The sequence below is a fragment of the Martelella sp. NC20 genome (assembly GCF_013459645.1).
GTDB lineage: Bacteria > Pseudomonadota > Alphaproteobacteria > Rhizobiales > Rhizobiaceae > Martelella.
Window position 1 is genome coordinate 5354619 of sequence record NZ_CP054861.1, and the last position, 19644, is coordinate 5374262.

Genomic DNA, 19644 nt, shown 5'->3' on the forward strand with positions numbered 1-19644 from the left:
GAGCGGGGTCTCATGCCTGCGTTGCGATTTTTTGAAGGGTTTCAGCCAGCCTTTCGGGCGCGGCTTTGGGCGAGACGGTAGCTGTCGCCATTCATTTCGAGAATGTTGACGTGGTGGGTGATACGATCGAGCAGAGCGCCGGTCAGACGCTCCGAACCCAGAGTTTCCGTCCATTCGTCAAAGGGCAGATTGCTGGTGATCAGGGTGGCGCCCCGTTCATATCGCTGCGAGATCAACTCGAACAGCAGTTCCGCGCCAGTCTTGGAGAGCGGCACGAAGCCGAGTTCGTCGATGATCAGCAGCTTGTACCCTGCCATCTGCTTTTGGAAACGTAAGAGACGCCGCTCGTCACGGGCCTCCATCATCTCGCTGACCATGGCGGCGGCTGTGGTGAAGCCGACGGACAGGCCCTTCTGGCAGGCCGCAAGGCCGAGGGCGAGCGCTATGTGCGTCTTGCCGGTTCCACTGGGGCCGAGAGCGATGACGTTCTCGCGACGCTCGACCCACTCGCAGCGGGCCAGTTCCATCACCTGCATCTTGTTGAGCTTCGGTATGGCGGCAAAATCGAAACTGTCGAGGCTTTTGACGACCGGGAATTTTGCCGCCTTGATACGGCGCTCGACCTTGCGACGATCCCGTTCGATCATCTCCCGCTCGGCAAGCCGGCTGAGGTACCTGCGACGCCCTCGGTGGCGCAAAGCCGGGCCAGTTTCTGATACTCCCGCTGGAAGGTCGGCAGCTTCAGGCTCTTGAGGTAGTGGGCAAGCAGGATCTCAGGTGCTTCAGTGCTCATGCCGCTTCTCCCTTCCCCGACGACAGAAGTCGCATGTAGGCTTTCGCCGGTGTCTTCTCGACCGTCGCCCTTGGCAGGTAGGGATAGATCGACAGATCCAGTCGCGGCGGGCGGCGCTCCACCCGGCAAAGGATCAGGTGCTTGACGGCGTCGAAGCCAATCGCGCCGAGATGAATGGCCTGCTTGACCGCCGCATGCAGGTCGACAAGCTCAAAAGTCTCCAGCAGTCGAAGAACCTGTACATATTCCCGCCTGCCATGCTTTGCCATGCGGCCCTCCATCAGACGGCACAGTGTGGCGAATTCCTCCGGCAGATCCCAGCCCTGCAAAGGGGCCGCCTGATCCAGCGCATTGATCTTCCGCTCGATCAGCGGCAGGTAATGCACAGGGTCGAAGATGACATCCTCCCGATCCCAGCTTCGGGCCCAACTCCTGGGATGGCGGGCGATAATCTCGCCGCGGCAACCAATCACCACCTTGTCGACATAGCCTCGGACCCAGACTTGCCTGTGGCCATAGGCGACGGGGACGGAATAGTCACCGGATCGCCGTGCGCTCTTCGTGCGCACGAGACGATCCGGCACTTTGAATGGGCGCATCGTGCTTTCCGAAAATTGTTCCCGATTTGCCTCACCGATGCGCGGGTCTTGTAGCGAACGAGAGACTGGGCCGTCACCCTGGCGCTGGCTTGGTCGCAGGCGTCAAATGGCGACGCCGGCAAGGAACTCATGGCAGCGAGATCGCGTTGCAGCCGTTCACCGATCGTCTCGCTCTCACCGCGCAGCCTGTCGCCCTGGCGCTTCCGGCACTGTTCTTCCAGAAAGCCATTGAACGCGTCCCAGGTCGCAAACTGCGGGATGGGGACCATGAAGTTACGCCGGGCATAACCGACAAGGCCCTCGACGTTACCCTTGTCATTGCCCTTGCCGGGGCGGCCATAGCGATCCCGGATCAGGTAGTGGGACAGGAACCCGCTGAACAGTGTTGCCCGCTTGCGCGTGCCGTCGGGCAGGATCCTGGCCACAAGGCAGCGGTCATTGTCATAGACGATCGATTGCGGCACGGCCCCGAAGAAGGCGAACGCATGGACGTGGCCATCGACCCAGGCCTCGGCCACCGCCGCCGGATAAGCCCGCACATAGCAGCCGTCGCTATGCGGAAGGTCGAGCACGAAGAACCGGGCTTTCTGCTCGACACCGCCGATCACGACCGTCGCCTCACCGAAATCAGCCTGCGCATGACCGGGCGGATGAGAAAGCGGCACGAACACTTCCTGACGGCGTTGTTCCCGCTCGCGAATATAATCCTTGATGATCGTATAGCCGCCGGTGAACCCGCATTCGTCGCGAAGCCGGTCAAACACCCGTTTGGCCGTATGGCGCTGCTTGCGAGGGACTTGTCTGTCTTCATCCAACCAGTGGTCGATCGTCGAAACAAACGCGTCCAGCTTCGGCCGCCGGACTGGTGATTGTCGCTGATAGCCAGGAGGCGTCGAATACGACAGCATCTTCGCTACGCTGTCGCGCGATATATTGAAATGCTTTGCAGCCTGACGTCGGCTCATCCCTTCCGAGACGGCCAGACGAACCTTCAGATAAAGATCCATATGTGGACGGCTCTCACTTGCAAGCATTTTTTGCAGATACTTTGATCGGATCTCTTGCTGCCATATGTTCGGCCTTTGTTTGTGATCGCACATGATCACTGGCCAAGATGGTTTCCGCAACGCATGTTCCCAACACGATGACGACCTTAAAAAGGCCAGTGGAACTAACGGAGTTTCACGCGTCTTGGATCGATCACACCACCTGCTTTTCCCTTGCAAGTTCACAGCATCAGCTCGACACGATTGCATTCATATCATGCTCCCCGTGGCGGCCAATCTCCTATACTGCTTGTGTTTGTCCTTCCGGTCGCCGATACGTTTCGCCACTCACCATGAGCTTCCAGGCAATACGGGCGATCTTGTTGGCGAGCGCCACGGCCACCAGTTTCGGCTTTTTCCGTTGCGGGAGAGCAATGAGCCATCGGGAAGTATGTTTGCTTCGACCTATCCTGACATGCTGAAAAAGGGCAGTGGCGCCAACCACCAGTACGCTTCTCAGCATTTCGTCGCCTGCACGCGTGATCACCCCCAACCTGACCTTGCCTGCGGTCGAATGATCCCTGGGGGTAAGCCCTATCCAGGCGGCAAAATCGCGACCCGACTTGAACATCCTGGGATCGGGGGTCTTCATCATCAAAAGTGATGCGCCATCCGGCCCGACACCTGGAATCTCGGCAAGCCGCCTGCTGCATTCATCGGAGCGATGCAGTGCGATGAGTTTTTCTTCAACGGCGTTCGTCTCAGCAAGCAGATCTCGATATTCAGCGCCATGCATCGCAAATAACGCGCGGGCCAATTCAGGCAGGGATTGATCAGCCGCTATTCGCTCCAGCAATGGCTCGATCCGGCGCATGCCCTTGGCTGCGACAATGCCGAACTCCATGGCAAAACCGCGAATGGCATTGGCGAGCTGTGTTCGATTGCGAATGAGCCTTTCCCGCATGCCGACCAGCATCAACGCCGCCTGCTGGTCGGCAGTCTTCACCGGAACGAAGCGCATGGTGGGCCGGCTCATCGCCTCACACAAGGCTTCCGCGTCCGCCGCGTCGTTCTTGCCGCGCTTGACATAGGGTTTAGCCAACTGAGGCGCAATCAATTTCACCTCATGACCAAACGAACTTAATAGCCGCGCCCAATGATGAGACCCGCCACAGGCTTCAAGCGAGATTGCAGTCGGCGGTGACTTCTCGAAAAATTTTACCATCTCTCTGCGCGAAAGCTTCTTGCGCAGGATGGGCTGCTCGGCTGCGTTCACACCATGCAACTGGAAAACACTTTTTGACGTATCCATTCCAATGCGAATAATCTGTTTCACGGGCGGTCTCCCTCGTTTGAGATATCAACGAACTCATCCTGGCACATTGCGATGCCGTTGGGAGCCGTCCACACCAACACGGTGTAAATCCTCTGTCCCTCCTGCGCTCATTGCAGAAGGAAGATAGGTGGCCGGATTTTACGCCGCCCGCGACCGAGTTATTCCGCCGCTTCCGTGGCCGACTTTTGCTCCGCCGTTCTCAGCGCTGACGATGGTCATGAGCGATGGGCGCAAGGCTCGAGCGACATTCGAACCTGCTGGCGGGAAGACGAAAGTCACCACCACTTTCGACGCGGAAGAACAGAACTCGATCGACATGCGGCGCGATGGCTGGCAGGCGATCCTGAACGACTTCAAACGCCATGTGGAGGCGAAGCCAGGGCACGGTCGTGTTGGTGGAAGGCGTCGGCCCGAGCCACGTTGTCCCTGATGTTGTGCATCCGCCCTCCAGAGGTTCATAGATGGCACTGCTCGTCAGGATCGCCAATTTCCCTGACATTCGACTGCCGTCGGTGTCATTCAACAGGCTTGCTGCGTCGCCCGCTGAAATAAGGCAGCGCGAACAGATAGAGGCCGGTGATCAGCATCAGGAACAACGGGAACAAGGGCAGGAAATACACCCATTCTGCGGGTTCTTTGCCAAACCCCTGGGCTCCGAAAATGCCAAGCAAGATCAGGGTGAAAATGATCGACAGCCAGCATGGAAGGCGTGGATCTGCGCGTCGAGGAAGCCGCCGCCAATCTCGGCGCTCCGCCGCATGTCGTCGCCTGGCGGATTACGCTGCCCATGCTGCGTTCCGGCATTGTCGCGGCCTGCATGTTTTCCTTCATCCAGAGTTTCGAAAATCTTGAGCTTTCGCTGCTGCTGATCGGCCCCGGCAAGATCACGCTGCCCGTTGCGATGCTGAACTATCTGGAATTCAAGATCGATCCGACGCTCGCTGCCGTGGGCACGTTGCAGATCCTCCTGATCGGCGTGCTGATGCTGGTGACCGATCGTTACGTCAAGCTGTCGCGTATCCTTTGAGACCCAAGGCCTGGAGAATGTTTTGAGCGAACTGACCATTGAACATCTGGCCAAGGCCTATGGCGACACCCGTGTCGTGAAGGACATCAACCTTCACATCGAGGATGGCGAACTGGTGGCTTTGCTGGGGCCTTCGGGGTGCGGAAAATCCACGACATTGCGGATGATCGCCGGGTTCGTGAAACCGAGCGAGGGCCGGATCCTTCTCGGCGGACAGGATATATCCGGCCTGCCGCCCTACCGCCGCGATACCGGCATGGTGTTCCAGTCCTACGCGCTGTTTCCGCATATGAGCGTCGCCGCCAATGTCGGCTTCGGCCTCGAAATGCGGAAAGTCGGCCGGGCCGAGCGTGATGGGCGGATCAGACAGGCATTGGAGATGGTCCGGCTCGATCACCTGGCGGAGCGCATGCCACGGCAGCTTTCCGGCGGCCAGCAGCAGCGCGTCGCTCTCGCAAGGGCCCTGGCGATCAACCCGAAGATGCTGCTGCTCGACGAGCCTCTGTCCAATCTGGACGCCAAGTTGCGCGGCGAGGTTCAGCATGAAATCCGGAACCTGCAGCAAAGGCTGGGACTGACGACGCTGATCGTGACCCACGACCAGGACGAGGCCCTGACCATGGCCGATCGCCTGGCGATGATGGAAGGCGGCGTGGTCCGCCAGATCGGCACGCCGCGCGAAATCTACGACACGCCAAGGGATGTCTATGTCGCCGGGTTCATAGGCCGCTGCAATCTGGTCGCAGGACGGCAACAGGACAAGGGCCTGTTCGTCAGTACCGGCGAGACGGAATTGCGCTGCGACCCATCGATGGATGCGGACACGGGCGATGTCATGTTCGCGCTGCGCCCGGAGAAGATCACGCTTGTCCCGATCGATACGGCCCAGCTTACAGACCCTCAAATGGGTCACCAGGCGCGGATCACCGGCATCGCCTATCTCGGCGCGCAGACGGAGTATCAGCTCGAACTTGGGGGCATATCGCTTGTCGCCGTCATGCCAACGCCCTCCCGCAATACGCCTCTTTCAGCTCTTCAGCCGGGAGCAAAAGTCTTCGCAACATGGCAGGCGCAGGACGCGCGCCTGCTTCCCAAGTGGTCCTGAGCGGCCGCATGTCAAGCCATCCCGGCCCGCTCGGCCCGGAAAAGAAGAAACTCAAAAGGAAGTGTGAACAGCCTATGTCAGACAGATTCAAGACAACCCGCCGGACTTTCCTCTCCGTCAGTGCGGCAACCGCGCTCATTGCGCTCACCGCCGCCGGCGCGGCGTTTGCCGAAGAAAAGGGAACGGTCATTACCTCCGTTTTCGGCGGCGATTATGGCGACATCCTGCGCACCACCGTCGATGAGGCGATCATGGCGCCGGAAGGCTACGAGGTCATTCAGGATATTTCCTCGACCGAAGCCCGCCAGACCAAGCTCAGAACCGAGAAGATGCGCGCAAAGTCGAGTTTCGACGTGGCCGTGCTTGCCGACCTCGACATGTATCCGATGGCGAAGATCGGCGTCCTGGCCGAAGTCACGGAGCAAAATGTGCCGCGGCTCTCGGCGGTCATTCCGGCACTGCTCAAGACCCATTCGGTGCCTCAGATCTATTCCTATATCGCCATTCTCTATAATCCCGAGAAGATCACGGCGCCGCCAACCTCCTACGCCGACCTCTGGAAGCCGGAATACAAGGGCAAGGTCGGCGTTTCCGACAAGCTGCATGTGGCAACATCGGCCGTTGCCGCGCTCGTCGGCGGCGGCTCGATGAGCGATTTTACGCCCGGCCAAACCAAACTCCTGGAACTGCGCGACAAGCAGGACGTCCAGATCCTGCCATCGAACGAAGCGATCGCGGCGGCCTTCGACAGCGGCGATATCTGGATCACGATCAACTATGTCTCCAGAGCCTATTCATGGCGCGAGAGCGGCCTGAACATCGAGCGCGCCGTGGCATCGGAAGGTGCGATCCCGATCGCGTTCGAGATGGCAGTGCCGAAAAATGCACCCAACAAGGATGGCGGTTTCGCCTATCTCGATGCCGCTCTCGATCCGGAAGCCCAGATCGGCTTCGCCGCGAAGATGGGCTACCTGCCGACCGTCACCGACGCGAAGCTGCCAGCGGAACTGGAAGCGGCAATCGGTCTCCCGGCGGCCGACCAGGATCGCCTGATCCGTCTCGACGATGACTATCTGATGCAGCATCAGACGGAAATTCTCGATTTCTGGAACCGTGAGTTCAAGGGCTGAAATGGCGCTCCTGGTTTTCCCCGCTGCCCTGCTGGTTTTCGTTCTGCTGGTCCTGCCCATGGCCGGTCTCTTCAGAATGTCGCTCAACCTCTATAGCCCGATGGAGATGATGACCGCGGCGCTCAGCGGGGAAAACTACATCGCTGCCCTGACCGATCCCTATTACCAGGAGATCATCCTGACGACGGTCGGCGTGGCGTTCCTGTGCATGACGCTCTGCCTCCTGCTTTCGCTCGCGCCGGCCTATTGGCTGGCGCGCATGCAGAGCAAGTGGAAGTCTATGCTGATCATCCTGACGCTGTTTCCGCTGCTTGTCGGCAATGTTGTTCGCGCGGCGGGATGGATGGCGCTTCTGGGCACGCATGGCGCCATAAACGCCTTTCTGGGCGCCCTCGGCGTCGCCCCGCTGACGCTGATGTATACGCCGCTCGCCGTGGTGGTGGGCACCACGGCGGTGGTGCTGCCCTATATGATCCTCACGCTTTCCTCCGTCGTGGAAACCGTGCCGCGCGAAACCGAGGAGGCAGCCGCCAATCTCCGCGCCACGCCGCTGAAGGTGTTCTTCCGGGTCTTGCTGCCGCAGGCGGCACCCGGCGTTCTGGCGGGCAGCATGCTGGTGTTCATCCTGTCCATGAACGCCTATGCCACCCCGGTCCTGCTTGGCGGCCCCGGTTTTACCATGCTGGCGCCCGCGGTCTACGACCAGTTCGTAACCGCCGGAAACTGGCCGTTCGGCGCGGCACTTGCCTTTGTTCTGCTGGCCACGACCCTCATCCTCACCATGGCCGTCAGCTACGGATTGTCGCGCTCCCTCAAACGCCGCGCCGGCTGAAAAACACGTTTTGAAATGACCGACATGAACCTCGATACCCAGATCGACGCCCAGCTTGACGCCCGGATCGAAGCCCGGATCGAAGCGATGACGCTTGCCGAACAGGTCAGCCTGCTTTCGGGCGCTTCCTTCTGGCGCACGGCGGCGATCGCCCGTCTTGGCATTCCCGCCGTGAAAATGACGGACGGGCCGAACGGCGCGCGCGGGGAGGATTTTTCCGGCGGCGTGCGGTCCGCCGCCTATCCGGTCGCGATCGCGCTCGCGGCAACCTTTGATCCCGACCTCGTCCAGGAGATCGGCGCGGACCTCGCCCGCGAGGCGCGAACGAAGGGCGCGCGCATCCTGCTCGGCCCGACCGTGAACATGCATCGCAACCCGCTCAACGGGCGCAATTTCGAGTGTTTTTCCGAGGATCCCGTCCTCGCTTCGGCCATGGCCGTGGCCTATATCCGCGGCGTCCAGTCCGGCGGCGTCGCCGCCACAATCAAACATTTCATCGGCAATGAATGCGAGCTTGAACGCCGCACGACCAGCTCCGAGATCGACGAAAAGACCTTGCGCGAGGTCTACTTCCCGCCCTTCGAGGCGGCGGTGAAAGAGGCCGGCGTTGCCTGCGTCATGACCGCCTATAATGCACTCAATGGCGTCCACACCTCGCAAAACCCGTGGCTGCTCGATACCATCCTGCGTCAGGAATGGGGATTTGACGGCGTGGTGATGTCGGACTGGACCGCCACCCATTCAACCGCTGCGGCCCTTGACGCCGGTCTCGATCTCGAAATGCCGGGCCCCGGGAAATTCCGTGGCGAGACGCTGGTTCAGGCCGTCGAAACCGGCGAGGTGTCAGCCGCTTCTGTCCGCCGCGCCGCCCGCAGGGTTCTGGCACTGATCGACCGCGTCGGCGCGCGCATGAGTGATGATCTGGAGGCTGAAAGGGCGGAGGATCGCCCCGAAACGCGGGCCCTGATCCGCCGTGCCGGCGCCGAGGCCGCCGTTCTTCTCAAGAACGACGACGACCTGCTGCCGCTTGCCGGCAAAAAGCTCAGCCGGATTGCCGTCATCGGCCCCAATGCCGCCAAGGCTGTGATGTTCGGCGGCGGTTCGGCCCAGATCAACGCCCATTATGCGATCTCGCCGCTCGAAGGCATCCGCGCTGCATTTCCCGACGCCGAGGTTGATTATGCGCTCGGATGTCCCGGGGACCGCTACCTGCCGCTGGTCGAGGGTCCCGTGGAGATCCGCTTCTTTGCCGGAACCGGTTTTTCCGGTCCTCCGGTTCTCACCAGGACGGGCGAAAGAAGCGAATTCCGCTGGTTCGGGCCGGTTGCGCGCGAGGTGGATCACCGCGCGTTTTCGGCGCGTCTGACAGCACGTTACGAGGCGCAGGAAACGGGATGGCACGAGATCGGTCTGATGAGCGCGGGCACAAGCCGTCTCGCCATCGATGGAAGACCCGTTCTCGAAGCATGGGAGAGCTGGACGCGCGGATTCAGCTATTTCGGCCATGGCTGCGCCGAGCGGCGGGGCCGTGTCCATCTTGAAGCGGGAAAACGCTATGACATCAGCGTCGACTATGCCTGCGGCGACGGCATCACCACCACGCTGAAAGCCGTTCGCTTCGGCCTCAGGGCACCCTCGACCGCCGGTTCGCTTGACGACGCCGTTGCGCTGGCGCGTGAAGCCGATGCGGTCGTGCTGGTGGCCGGCCTCAACGACGACTGGGAAACCGAGGCAGAGGATCGCGAGAGCCTCGACCTGCCGCAGGCGCAGAACGATCTGATCGAAGCCGTTGCCGCCGTCAACAAGTCGACCGTCGTCGTCATGCAATCCGGCGCGCCGGTTGCTATGCCCTGGGCGCAGGCCGTACCGGCCATCCTGCAATTGTGGTATCCTGGCCAGGAATGCGGCAACGCGCTCGCCGATATCCTGACCGGGCGGGCAGAGCCGGGCGGCCGCCTGCCGCAGACATTTCCCGGATCAGTGGAACAACTGGGTGCGATCACTCGGCGCCCGGAAGCACACGGCCAGATAGTCTACAGCGAAGGAACGGCTATCGGCTATCGCGGCTTCGCCGCACGCGGCACGAGACCGCAATTTCCCTTCGGTCACGGGCTTGGCTATGGCAAGATCGAATTCACCGATGCGCGATTGGTTGTCGAAGGCGAGCAGATCACGGTCGAGGTCGATCTCTTCAACCACGCGGAGCGGACAGGCAGCGAAGTTGCGCAGGTGTATTTGATGAGCGAAACCGGGGCATCTTGTCGCCTCGTCGCCTTTTCAAGGGCAACCCTCGCGCCGCACGAGAAAAAGAGCCTCACCATCGCGATCCCGGAGCGCAGGCTTTGCACATGGAAGCCCGACAAACGCCAATGGGTGCGTGAACCTGTCCCCTTCACCCTCGCCATCGGCGCCTCGTCGGCGGATTTACGCATTCTGAAATCGCTGGCGCAAGAGTAGCAAGGCTGCCTATCTACTTTGGACGGATTCATTTTCGGCCCCGCAAACGACCCCTGATATCCAGAACTCTAGCCTCAATTAAATCGCTGTGACGAGAGAATGTCTGTGTCGGTGGTTGGGGGCTCGCAACTACCGATGCCAACATTCACTGGAAGTAGCCATGCAGCAGTCCAGGTTAAGCCCTACCCCTTACCCTCCGCGTCTTGACGAAGCCGCGATCCGTTGCGTTGAACCGCTCCATCATAGGCACAATCAGCTTCACCGGATCAGCGGCGGGCTGATCGGTCTCGCGAGCCAGCACCTCAGCATAGCCAGTCAGATCGCAATCGAGCGATGCAGGCAGTTCCCCGTCACCTTCACGTGCTTGTCGTCGGGCAGCGGACACAGCCGGCCCGAAAATTCGCGACTGCCTCCAGTCACGCCAACAGACGTCAAAGCTGAATCAATACGCTCTTCTGCCGACGGTTTGCGTGATAGACTTCACGCCCCAGATCCTTTCCGAAGCCGCTTTGTTTGTAGCCTCCCGTCGGCAGGATATGATCGCGCGAGCGGCTGTAACGGTTGATCCAGACAGTTCCGGATTCGAGCTTGCGCATCACCCTGAGGGCGCGCGACAGATCTTTGGTGAAAATACCCGCCGCGAGCCCATAGATTTCGTGATCGGCAAGAGCGAGCGCTTCATCTTCATCCTCGAAAGTTTCCAGGGTCAGCACCGGACCGAAGACTTCCTCGCTCAGGATCGGGTTCGCGCGCGGCACCGAGGTGAGCAATGTCGGCTGAAAAAAATAACCGGCGCGATCAAACGCCGCCCCGCCGATCAGCGCCTCGGCGCCGGCAGCCACGGCAGAAGAAACCAGCCCTTCGATGCGCTCCAGCTGGCGCGCCGAAACAATCGGCGAAAATGTTGTCTGGTCGTCCCATGTCGGACCCGGCCTGACACCGGACATCGCCAGTTTGAGCAACTCGGTCAACTCGTCCGCGACGCGCTGGTCAACGATCACCCGCGCGCCCGCCACACAGGCCTGCCCCGCGTTGAACAGGATGCTGCCTGCGATTGCCGTTGCTGCCATCGCCAGGTCGGCGTCGGCGAAGACCAGTTGCGGGCTCTTGCCGCCAAGCTCCAGCGTCATCGGCTTGACGCCGTGACGCGCAATATTCCCCATGATCGCCCGCCCCGCCCCTGTCGATCCGGTAAAGCTCACTTTGGCAATTCTGGCGTGACCGGTCAGGGCATTGCCCGTTATTGACCCATCGCCGGTCACCACGTTTAAAAGCCCGGATGGCAGGCCGGCGCGCACCGCGAGTTCGGCAAGCAGCAAGGTTGAAAACGGCGTCAGTTCGGAAGGCTTGATCACCACGGCATTGCCTGCGGCCAGTGCCGGGCCAAGCTTCCATCCGGCCATGGATATCGGAAAATTCCAGGGCGTGATCGCCGCGACCACGCCATACGGCTCATCGACCACCATGCCCATCGTCTCGGATCCGGTCGGCGCGACCATGCCGCCTTCCTTGTCGGCAAACTCGGCAAAGAAGCGGATCTGTTCGGCCGTCACCGCTATGTCCATCCGGGTCGCCTGCGAGATCAGCCGCGTCGAGCCGACGCATTCCAATGCGGCCAGCAACTCGGATTCTGCCTCGATCAGATCGGCCCAGCGACATAGCAAGTTGCGCCTTTCACGCGGGGCGACCTCGCCCCAGCCGCTGGTTTTCAAGGCCGCGCTTGCGGCCTCGACGGCGTCGTCAACCGTGGCGACGTCGGCAATGGCGCAACCCGCATAGGCCGCCCCATCCGAAGCTCTGAAAAGCTCGATTTCGGCGGGGCCAGGGCGAAACGCGCCATTGATATAGTGGCCCGCAGGCAGGGAAAGCGAATTCGGATCGAACGAAAGCATTGAAAATATTCCATTGAAAAGGGCGTGGCCGGAGGGTGTAAACCGTCCGGCCTGGCATGCGAAAACGCGGACGAATCCTAGAGGGGATATTCCTGGCGCAGACGGGTAAAGATCTTCGTCATATCCCGCTTTACGGTTTCCGAAGAGGCGTCGGCACACCGTTCGGGGGCGAGCGCATCGACTGCATCGAACACCCGATGCTTCATGAAGAAGCGCCAACCGACCGGCCAGCTCGACAGGAACCGGGTCAGCAACTCATAGCGCTCCCGCGTCCAAAGCGCCTCAAAGGCAGCCATTTGCGGGCTCAAGGTGATAATCTCGGTGCAGGCCGGCCGCAGCGGCTCCCGCATCCGGGCCGTCTGAGCTACGTCTATCCCGGCGCCATCACAGACAACGCCATACTCCTGACGCGCCATTTCAACGGACACGGCGCCGCGCCTGACATCGTCGAGCACAACTTCGGCCGGGCGCGTGAAAGCATCGCCATAGCCGCCTGATCCGGGCCCGATAACGCGGATCACATCCCCCGGGCCGCATTCAACAACGTCGATATTGCCAAGCGCCTTCTCGCCTGCACGCCCGGGGTTGAGTACAAATTGCGAGATTTTTCCGGCGGCGCCGCCGCACATCCCCCACGATCCCATCACCGAACGGTTTCGGTTGCGCGCTGTGACAACCGTGCCCGGCGCGAAGACTTCGAATTCCATCGTGGCAGAGAGCCCGCCGCGATAGCGCCCGGCACCGCCGGTATCCTTCGCCAGACCGTAGCGATGGAACAGGATCGGCACCTCAGCTTCCGTGATCTCGATCGGCGTATTGCGCAGAAAGCCACTGAATCCGCCTGCACCCGAACTTCCGTCGCCCATCGGCGTGCCGCCGCCGCCGCCGCCCACCGGACCGATCGATGCCATGATCGGCCGGCCGGACCGGTCGACCGTCTTCACGTTCATGATCGCATTGCCGCCCGGCGCCGTTGCCGGCATCAAGTCGGGCAAGGCCCTGGCAAATGCCCCGAGCGTGGCAACTTGGGTAAGCGCGCAGGTGAGAGAGCGCATGCCGACAGCGGCAGGGCGCTCGCAGTTGACCACTGTACCGTTCGGCAGGACGGCGCGTGCGGCGCGCAGCGTACCGGCATTCAAGATGAGCTTCGGATCGAGGGTCTTGAGCACATAGGTCAGCCCCACCATAACCAGCGGATGCCGCTCGCGCCCGCCGGTGGGCATGTTAAGCGATGACCTTAGCTGCGGGTCGCTGCCGGTGTAATCGAGTATCGCCTCTTCGCCCCGGATCGTAAGCGTCAGCGCAATCCGGCACGGCCAGCCGCCATCGCCGTCTTCATCGGCATAATCGGAGAAGAAATATTCGCCATCCGGGATTCCGCCCAACACCGCACGGGCCTGCGCCTCGGAATAGTCGAGAATCTGCTCGAGCCCGCCAATGAAATCCTCCAACCCGAAGCGCGCAATGATCTCATGCACCTTGCGCTCGCCGATATTCACCGCTGCGATCTGTGCGTTGAGGTCGCCCCAGTTCTGCTCTGGTAAACGCACATTGGAACGCAGCACCTCAACCACGAACGCATTGAGCCCATCCCTGGTGACCAGCTTCACCGGCGGGATACGCACGCCTTCCTGCTCGATCTCGGTCAGACTGCGCGACAATGACGCAGGAACCGCGCCGCCGACATCGGTATTGTGGATATGCCCCACCACGAAACAGGCAATCTCACCATTATGGAACACCGGCTTCCAGATGTGCATATCGGGCGAATGCGTTGCGACGAAACCATTATAGGGGTCGTTGGTGACGCAGATGTCGCCTTCTTCGTAATGATCGAACATGTCGAGCAGCGGCCGATAGTCGATGCCGCTGTACCACGGTGCGCCAAACTGGCGCGGCGAGGCAAAGGCCAGGCCCTCACGGGTCACAAGCTGGCACGAAAAATCTTCCGTTTCCTTGACGAAGGCCGAATGGGCGGTGCGCATCAAGGTGAAGGCCATCGCGTCTGCGGCGGCGGCACAGAAATTGGCCAGAACCTGAAGATTGCGGCTGTCGATTGCCATGGCTCAAGCCTCCCGCTCGATGATGAGATTGCCGAATGTGTCCACCCGGAGGGTGAAATTGGGCAAGACAACGGTGGTGGTATCATCTTGCGCGATAATTGCGGGACCGCTGAACGCGCTGCCGCAGGCCAGATCGTCGCGGTGATAGAGGGGCGTCTTATAGGGTTTGCCGCCGAAATAGGCCGTAGGCGTCATGCGAGGCGCGACAATCGCATCGCTGACGGGCGCTTCCTGCAAAACGGGCTTGGGCGTAGGCCCTACGATGATCAGTCTCAGGTTGACGAGCTGCGCCATGGCCTTTTCATCCGCGTGACCGAAAAGGCGGGTATGCTCGGCCCAGAACGCCGCAAGAATTGCGGCGATATCTCCCGACCGGATCCAGTCCGGTTCAAGCGGCGTCTCGATTTCGTAGGATTGGCCGGCAAAACGCATGTCGGCCACGACATGAAGCGAGGCCTCTCCTTTATAGCCCTGCCGATCACGCAGCCAGGAATTCGCCTCGGTCTCAAGTTCCGAAAGCGCCTCTTGCAGCGCCGGCAGTGCCTGAACCGTTACATCGGTGAAGACGGTGCGCAGGAAATCGTTCTTCAGGTCCGCAATCAGCCCGCCAAAGGCGGAAACGACGCCCGGTCGCGGCGGAACGACAACGCCCTTCATGTCGAGTTCATCGGCAAGGAAGCAGGCAAGCATTGCCCCTGCCCCGCCGAAAGCGAAGAGGTGGAAATCACGCGGATCGACGCCGAAGCGGGAGATCAGGCCGCTCACCTCGGCATACATGCTGGAGACCGAGATATCGATGATGTGACCCGCGACCTCTTCAAGCGTACAGCCCAGCGCTTCGGCAAGAGGCGCGCAGACCCGGCGCGAAGCGTCATGATCGACCGTGACCGCGCCGTAGCCGAGCGGCATATGCCCGATCAGGTTGCACACCGCCATCGCATCCGTAACCGTGGGGCGGTCGCCGCCACGGCCATAGCAGGCCGGGCCGGGCGTGGAACCCGCGCTTTCCGGTCCCACCCGCAGCATGCCGAGCGCATCGACCGAGGCGACGGACCCGCCGCCCTGGCCAACCGACGAGACCGAGACCGAGGGCACATAGATCTGGAACTCGCCGATCAGTTCGCCCGTGCCATACTGCGCCTCTCCATTCTGGATCACGGCCACATCGGCACTGGTTCCGCCGATATCAAGCGTCATGATCTTGTCATAGCCGCTGTTGCGCGCCAGATACCCTGCCCCGATAACGCCCGAGGCGGTTCCGGAGAGGATCATCTGCACGCATTTCTCGCGCGCTTCATCGATCGCCATCACCCCGCCATTGGTCTTGGAGATCAAAAGCGGACACGTAAGCCCCTTTTCGCGCAACACGGTTTCAAACCGATCGAGATAGTGCGAGACGCGCTGCTGCACATAGCCGCTGATGACCGTGGTGATGGTGCGCTCATATTCGCGGATGACGGGCCATGTCTCGCTTGAGGCGTAGACCTGCAGATCCGGCGCCATATCGCGGATCATCGTCTTGACCGCAGCCTCGTTGGCACCGTTCCGGTAGGCATTCAGGAACGAGACGACAATGCCCACGCACCCCATGTCGCGAACGCGCGCCAGTTGCGCGGCGACATCCTCACGCGATGGCGCGCGCAGGATCTGCCCGTCCGCGCCCATCCGCTCGGTAACACCGAACACGGCATTGCGGGCGATCAAAGGCATGGGCCGGGAGCAATAGAGATTGTGTATCTCGGGTATCTTCAGCCGCGCGACCTCAAGCACGTCCTCGAATCCGGCAGTGGTGAAAAGCGCAATCCTGTCGCCGTTGCGCTGGATCACCGTGTTCACACCCACCGTCGTGCCATGCGAAAAATGCACAACATCTTCGGCACGCAATCCGGCCGTGCCGGCAAGCGTATCGAGCCCCAGCGCAATTTCTTCGCCCGGCGCATCGGGACGAGAGAACACCTTGAGCGTCGAAAGCGTCCCGGTTTCTTCATTCAATACAGCGAAATCCGTGAACGAACCGCCGACGTCAACGCCAATCCTGTATCCCATTATCGTTCTTTCCCACACGTGTTTCCATGCACCCTGACGAACCGCGCGCAAATCTGAGCGCCGCCAAAAGCGGCTTCAGGCGCTCATTTCATCAACGAGGCCCGCGATCATCCGTTCGCAGGCGGCAAGCTCGTCCTTGGTGACGAATTCGTCGGGCTTATGCGCGCGTTCGATGTGACCTGGCCCGCAAATCACCGAAGCAATACCCGCCAGCTGATAAAGACCGCCCTCGGTTCCAAAACTCACCGCCTCGACGGGCTCGCGCGCCGAAAGCCGTCCGATCAAACGACTGAGCGGCGAATCCTGCGCCAAAGACAGTGCGGGATAGGCACTCACGACCTCCCAGTTCGTCACGAAGCCCTCGGAACGAAGCGCATCAAGCGCGGCCTTGACCGGAGCGAGCAGCGCCAGGGGATCCTGCCCGGGGATCGCGCGCAGCTCGATCTCGGCCTCTGCCAGATCCGGGATCACGTTGACCGCCACGCCGCCGGACACCACGCCCACCTGCAGCGTCGAGCAGGCCGGGGCAAAACGAACATCCTGACCGGTGTCCGGCAGGTTTGCGTTGACCGCAAGCGCTTCGTTCAGCACGGAGACAAGACCGTGGATGGCGTTCCGCCCGAGATCAGGACGCGAAGAATGGCCGGCGAGCCCCTCTACCCTGAGCCGCACCGCGGCCTTGCCCTTATGAGCCAGGATCGGGGTCATGTCGGAGGGTTCGCCGATGATGCAGCCAAGCGGCAACGCGCACAGTTCCGGCAGATGCGCCAGAAGATGCGGCACACCCCGGCACCCCGCCTCTTCGTCGTAGGAAAAGGCAAGGTGAAGGGGCCGTGACAGCGTGCGGTTCCCGGTCGCGGGCAAAACCGCCAGGCAGCAGGCAAGAAAGCCCTGCATGTCGGATGTGCCCCGTCCATATAAACGGCCGGCGCCATCGTCCCGCAAGGTGAACGGCGCGGACGTCCAGCCCTTCGCCGGCGCGGGAACCACATCCATATGGCCGGACAGCACATAACCTGCCCTGTCTTTCGGGCCGAGCGTGATCCACAGATTGGACCGGTCGCCCTCCGGGCCCGGCAGGACCTGCGCCTGCGCTCCCGCCTTCCGGGCAATCTCGCAAATGGTTTCGACGATCGGCCCGTTCGGCCGCCCGACCACCGCCTGACAGGCGAGCAATTGTTCCAGAATCTCTATCGCACGCATGTCAAAGCATCCCTGGCTTGGCGAATTTTGTGCCATCGATCATCCGGCTGTAACGGAAGGGCGTCGGGTCGACGGATGTGGGCGCTCCGGTGACAAGCTCTGCCGCCAGCACGCCAGCCCCCGGCCCGATCCCGAAGCCATGCGCGCTGAACCCTGTCGATATGAACAGCCCCGGCACATGGTCGACGCCGGAAATCACCGGGATCGCGTCGGGCGTATTGTCGACCATGCCGCCCCAGGCGCAGGCCATGCGCAGATTGGCAAGCTGGGGATAGGCGGTGGTCAGATCGGCCATGCCCCGACGCAGCAGCCCCTGATCGGGAGCGGGGTCCAGGATGCGCACGCGCTCGAATGGCGACACATGATCGCCGGTCCAGCGATGCAATGATTCCGGCCCGTTGAAAAACTGCGACCCGATGCCGTAGCTGAGTTTCTTGCGCCGGATCAGGAAGGTATCCCAAAAGGCTGCGGCCTGCAGCGCGCCCCACGGGCTCGCCTGCAGCTGTGCCCGCCCGCTGACGCCGACCGTATAGCCCCCATCGAGGCGGCGGCGCAGCGCGACGGTTTCCATGGATACCGCGCCGTCCAGAACCTCGGGGCCCGGCTCGGTGTAGAAACAGGTCGATTTGACCGAAGCTTGCAGTATCTTGACCCCATGATGGCGCAGGAGCATGCCGCTCCAGGCTCCGCCCGCCACCAGGACCGCCTCACTGGAGATCCGCCCCCGTTCCGTCACGACGCCTGCAATCCTGCCGCCCGCGATATCGAGTTCGCGCACGGCGCAATCCTGCACGATCACGCCACCCGTGCGCTGCACCGCGCGCGCCATGGCCGACGTTGCCAGTTCCGGCTCGGCACGGCCATCATGAGGAGACCAGACCCCGCCGAGCCAGCGACGCTGGTTGCCGGGCAAACGTTCACTCAGTTCACGGCCGTTGAGCATATAGGTCTCGACGCCGTAATCCCTGGCGATACGTCCCCATGCTTCCCATTGCGCCACGTCAGACGCATTTGCCGAGGCATAGAGCAGGCCAGTGCGCCTGAAGCCAGTCTCTTCGCCGAGGTCGGCATTCATCTCGCCCCAAAGCCGCAGGGAAAGCCGGGCAAGCGGCAGTTCTTTCGGATTTCGGTTCTGCTGACGGCACCAACCCCAGTTCCGTGACGATTGCTCCGCTCCGACACGGCCCTTCTCCAGCACCGTCACGGTCAGACCGCGCTTGCGCAGATGCCACGCCGCGGCCATACCCGCGATACCGGCGCCCACAATCACCACGTCGCTGCGGTCGGGCAAGACCTTGCCTGTTTCAACGGCTCTCACTGCTGGCATCATAATGCGTATCCAAAACTCTCTCGAAGGCAGGCAAAAGCGGTATCCCGTCAGGCGCCGACGATCCCCTTCAGGCCGAAAAGCCTTTGCACGGCGAACAACGCAACAAAGGCGATGGCCATCTGCACGGCGCTGATGGCTGCGATGGAAGGATCGAACTGGTTCTCCATGTAACTGAGCATCACGATGGGCAGCGTCGTCGAATTGGCCGAACCGAAGAAAAACGAGACCGGAACGTTGTCGAACGAGATCAGCAATGAAAACAAAGCGCCGGAAAAGATGCCGGGCTTGATCAACGGCAGCGTCACATACCGGAACACCCGCCAGCTATTGGCGCCCAGAATGGCCGCGGCCTCGGCATATTGGGGCGAGATTCCGCGATAGACAGCCAGCACCGTGCGAAAAACAAACGGTATCAGCAGGACGGTGTGCGAGATCCAGAGCGCGAGGAAAGAAACGCCAAAGTGCAACGACCCGAGAAAATAGAGCAAGGCAAAACCTAAAACGATGGCAGGCACTGCGAGCGGAGCCAGCAGGAGCGCGCTGATGGCCGATGCCGCGACCGATCGGGACCGCGCCAGGGCAAGGGCAGCGGGGATCGCGAACAGGCTCGCCGACGCCGTGGCCAGAACCGCCAGCTTGATACTGGTGACTAGCGAGGTGATGAAGGGCGTGTACTCGATGATGCGGTGATACCATCTGAAGGAGAAGCCTTCGAACGGAAAGGAGATGAAGGCTGCCGAGTTGAACGATACTGCGACCACGGCCACGATCGGCGCCAGCATGAATACGAAGAAGGTCACCACATAGACGGGCAAGACCCAGTCAAAGCGCATCAAACGGGCCAG

At 61.5% G+C, this 19644-nt stretch carries 14 protein-coding genes and 3 pseudogenes; 6 read left to right on the forward strand and 11 right to left on the reverse strand.

All coding sequences use genetic code 11. From position 1 onward, the window contains the following. Positions 1–41: 41 nt before the first annotated feature. The 3 genes and pseudogenes from istB to HQ843_RS25500 all read right to left on the reverse strand — a co-directional run bounded on the left by istB (position 42) and on the right by HQ843_RS25500 (position 3714). Positions 42–793, reverse strand: a pseudogene (gene istB, locus HQ843_RS25490) (IS21-like element helper ATPase IstB). Further along, a pseudogene (gene istA, locus HQ843_RS25495) lies at positions 790–2399 on the reverse strand (IS21 family transposase). The pseudogenes istB and istA overlap by 4 nt, the downstream one beginning before the upstream one ends. Before the next feature lie 280 nt (positions 2400–2679). Next, positions 2680–3714 (reverse strand): IS110 family RNA-guided transposase, encoded by a 1035-nt coding sequence (locus tag HQ843_RS25500; protein ID WP_180900574.1) that lies wholly within the window; start codon positions 3712–3714, stop codon positions 2680–2682. Between the two features lie 127 nt (positions 3715–3841). Here HQ843_RS25500 and HQ843_RS25505 point away from each other — a divergent pair, with 127 nt between their 5' ends. Then, positions 3842–4144, forward strand: a complete 303-nt coding sequence (locus tag HQ843_RS25505; RefSeq protein WP_180900573.1) for an SRPBCC domain-containing protein — start codon at positions 3842–3844, stop codon at positions 4142–4144. 85 nt (positions 4145–4229) lie between these two features. Here HQ843_RS25505 and HQ843_RS29615 read toward each other — a convergent pair whose 3' ends face one another. Beyond that, the gene (locus HQ843_RS29615) at positions 4230–4409 is read right to left on the reverse strand and encodes a hypothetical protein (RefSeq protein WP_246710457.1); all 180 of its coding nucleotides are present in this window, start codon (positions 4407–4409) and stop codon (positions 4230–4232) included. Positions 4410–4414: 5 nt separating this feature from the next. Here HQ843_RS29615 and HQ843_RS25510 point away from each other — a divergent pair, with 5 nt between their 5' ends. The 5 genes from HQ843_RS25510 (at position 4415) to HQ843_RS25530 (ending at position 10265) form a co-directional block, all read left to right on the forward strand. Continuing rightward, complete coding sequence (locus HQ843_RS25510; RefSeq protein WP_246710219.1) at positions 4415–4741, forward strand: ABC transporter permease; 327 nt, start codon at positions 4415–4417, stop codon at positions 4739–4741. 22 nt (positions 4742–4763) lie between these two features. Beyond that, on the forward strand, positions 4764–5846 hold the full coding sequence (locus HQ843_RS25515; protein WP_180900572.1) for an ABC transporter ATP-binding protein: 1083 nt from the start codon (positions 4764–4766) through the stop codon (positions 5844–5846). Positions 5847–5920: 74 nt separating this feature from the next. Next, the gene (locus HQ843_RS25520; RefSeq protein WP_180900571.1) at positions 5921–6976 is read left to right on the forward strand and encodes an extracellular solute-binding protein; all 1056 of its coding nucleotides are present in this window, start codon (positions 5921–5923) and stop codon (positions 6974–6976) included. 1 nt (position 6977) lies between these two features. Continuing rightward, positions 6978–7808, forward strand: a complete 831-nt coding sequence (locus HQ843_RS25525; RefSeq protein ID WP_180900570.1) for an ABC transporter permease — start codon at positions 6978–6980, stop codon at positions 7806–7808. Positions 7809–7823: 15 nt separating this feature from the next. Next, positions 7824–10265, forward strand: a complete 2442-nt coding sequence (locus HQ843_RS25530) for a beta-glucosidase H (protein WP_371822107.1) — start codon at positions 7824–7826, stop codon at positions 10263–10265. Positions 10266–10440: 175 nt separating this feature from the next. On the opposite strand, the pseudogene HQ843_RS25535 reads toward HQ843_RS25530, so the two are convergent. From HQ843_RS25535 to HQ843_RS25565, 7 genes and pseudogenes are all read right to left on the reverse strand, one after another. Then, positions 10441–10685 (reverse strand): annotated as a pseudogene (locus HQ843_RS25535) (DUF2274 domain-containing protein). Positions 10686–10696: 11 nt separating this feature from the next. Next, on the reverse strand, positions 10697–12157 hold the full coding sequence (locus HQ843_RS25540; RefSeq protein WP_180900569.1) for an aldehyde dehydrogenase family protein: 1461 nt from the start codon (positions 12155–12157) through the stop codon (positions 10697–10699). Between the two features lie 77 nt (positions 12158–12234). Continuing rightward, complete coding sequence (locus tag HQ843_RS25545; RefSeq protein ID WP_180900568.1) at positions 12235–14220, reverse strand: hydantoinase B/oxoprolinase family protein; 1986 nt, start codon at positions 14218–14220, stop codon at positions 12235–12237. 3 nt (positions 14221–14223) lie between these two features. Next, positions 14224–16266, reverse strand: a complete 2043-nt coding sequence (locus tag HQ843_RS25550; RefSeq protein ID WP_180900567.1) for a hydantoinase/oxoprolinase family protein — start codon at positions 16264–16266, stop codon at positions 14224–14226. Between the two features lie 75 nt (positions 16267–16341). Further along, positions 16342–17469 carry an acetylornithine deacetylase gene (argE, locus tag HQ843_RS25555; RefSeq protein WP_180900566.1) on the reverse strand — a complete coding sequence of 376 codons (1128 nt, stop codon included), beginning with the start codon at positions 17467–17469 and terminating at the stop codon, positions 16342–16344. Between the two features lies 1 nt (position 17470). Continuing rightward, a complete protein-coding gene (locus HQ843_RS25560; protein ID WP_210275288.1) occupies positions 17471–18799 on the reverse strand; it encodes an NAD(P)/FAD-dependent oxidoreductase in 1329 nt (442 codons plus the stop codon). A gap of 47 nt (positions 18800–18846) precedes the next feature. Further along, positions 18847–19632: an ABC transporter permease gene (locus HQ843_RS25565; protein ID WP_180902032.1), complete on the reverse strand. Its 786-nt coding sequence runs from the start codon at positions 19630–19632 to the stop codon at positions 18847–18849. Between the last annotated feature and the right edge of the window lie 12 nt (positions 19633–19644).

What these genes read in the sequence shown, in the direction of transcription:
- HQ843_RS25565 (WP_180902032.1), bottom strand. Translation starts at nt 19,632, where the DNA reads ATGCGCTTTGACTGGGTCTTGCCCGTCTATGTGGTGACCTTCTTCGTA.
- argE (WP_180900566.1), bottom strand. Translation starts at nt 17,469, where the DNA reads ATGCGTGCGATAGAGATTCTGGAACAATTGCTCGCCTGTCAGGCGGTG.
- HQ843_RS25545 (WP_180900568.1), bottom strand. Translation starts at nt 14,220, where the DNA reads ATGGCAATCGACAGCCGCAATCTTCAGGTTCTGGCCAATTTCTGTGCC.
- HQ843_RS25510 (WP_246710219.1), top strand. Translation starts at nt 4,415, where the DNA reads ATGGAAGGCGTGGATCTGCGCGTCGAGGAAGCCGCCGCCAATCTCGGC.
- HQ843_RS25560 (WP_210275288.1), bottom strand. Translation starts at nt 18,799, where the DNA reads ATGATGCCAGCAGTGAGAGCCGTTGAAACAGGCAAGGTCTTGCCCGAC.
- HQ843_RS25550 (WP_180900567.1), bottom strand. Translation starts at nt 16,266, where the DNA reads ATGGGATACAGGATTGGCGTTGACGTCGGCGGTTCGTTCACGGATTTC.
- HQ843_RS25540 (WP_180900569.1), bottom strand. Translation starts at nt 12,157, where the DNA reads ATGCTTTCGTTCGATCCGAATTCGCTTTCCCTGCCTGCGGGCCACTAT.
- HQ843_RS25525 (WP_180900570.1), top strand. Translation starts at nt 6,978, where the DNA reads ATGGCGCTCCTGGTTTTCCCCGCTGCCCTGCTGGTTTTCGTTCTGCTG.
- HQ843_RS25530 (WP_371822107.1), top strand. Translation starts at nt 7,824, where the DNA reads ATGACCGACATGAACCTCGATACCCAGATCGACGCCCAGCTTGACGCC.
- HQ843_RS25520 (WP_180900571.1), top strand. Translation starts at nt 5,921, where the DNA reads ATGTCAGACAGATTCAAGACAACCCGCCGGACTTTCCTCTCCGTCAGT.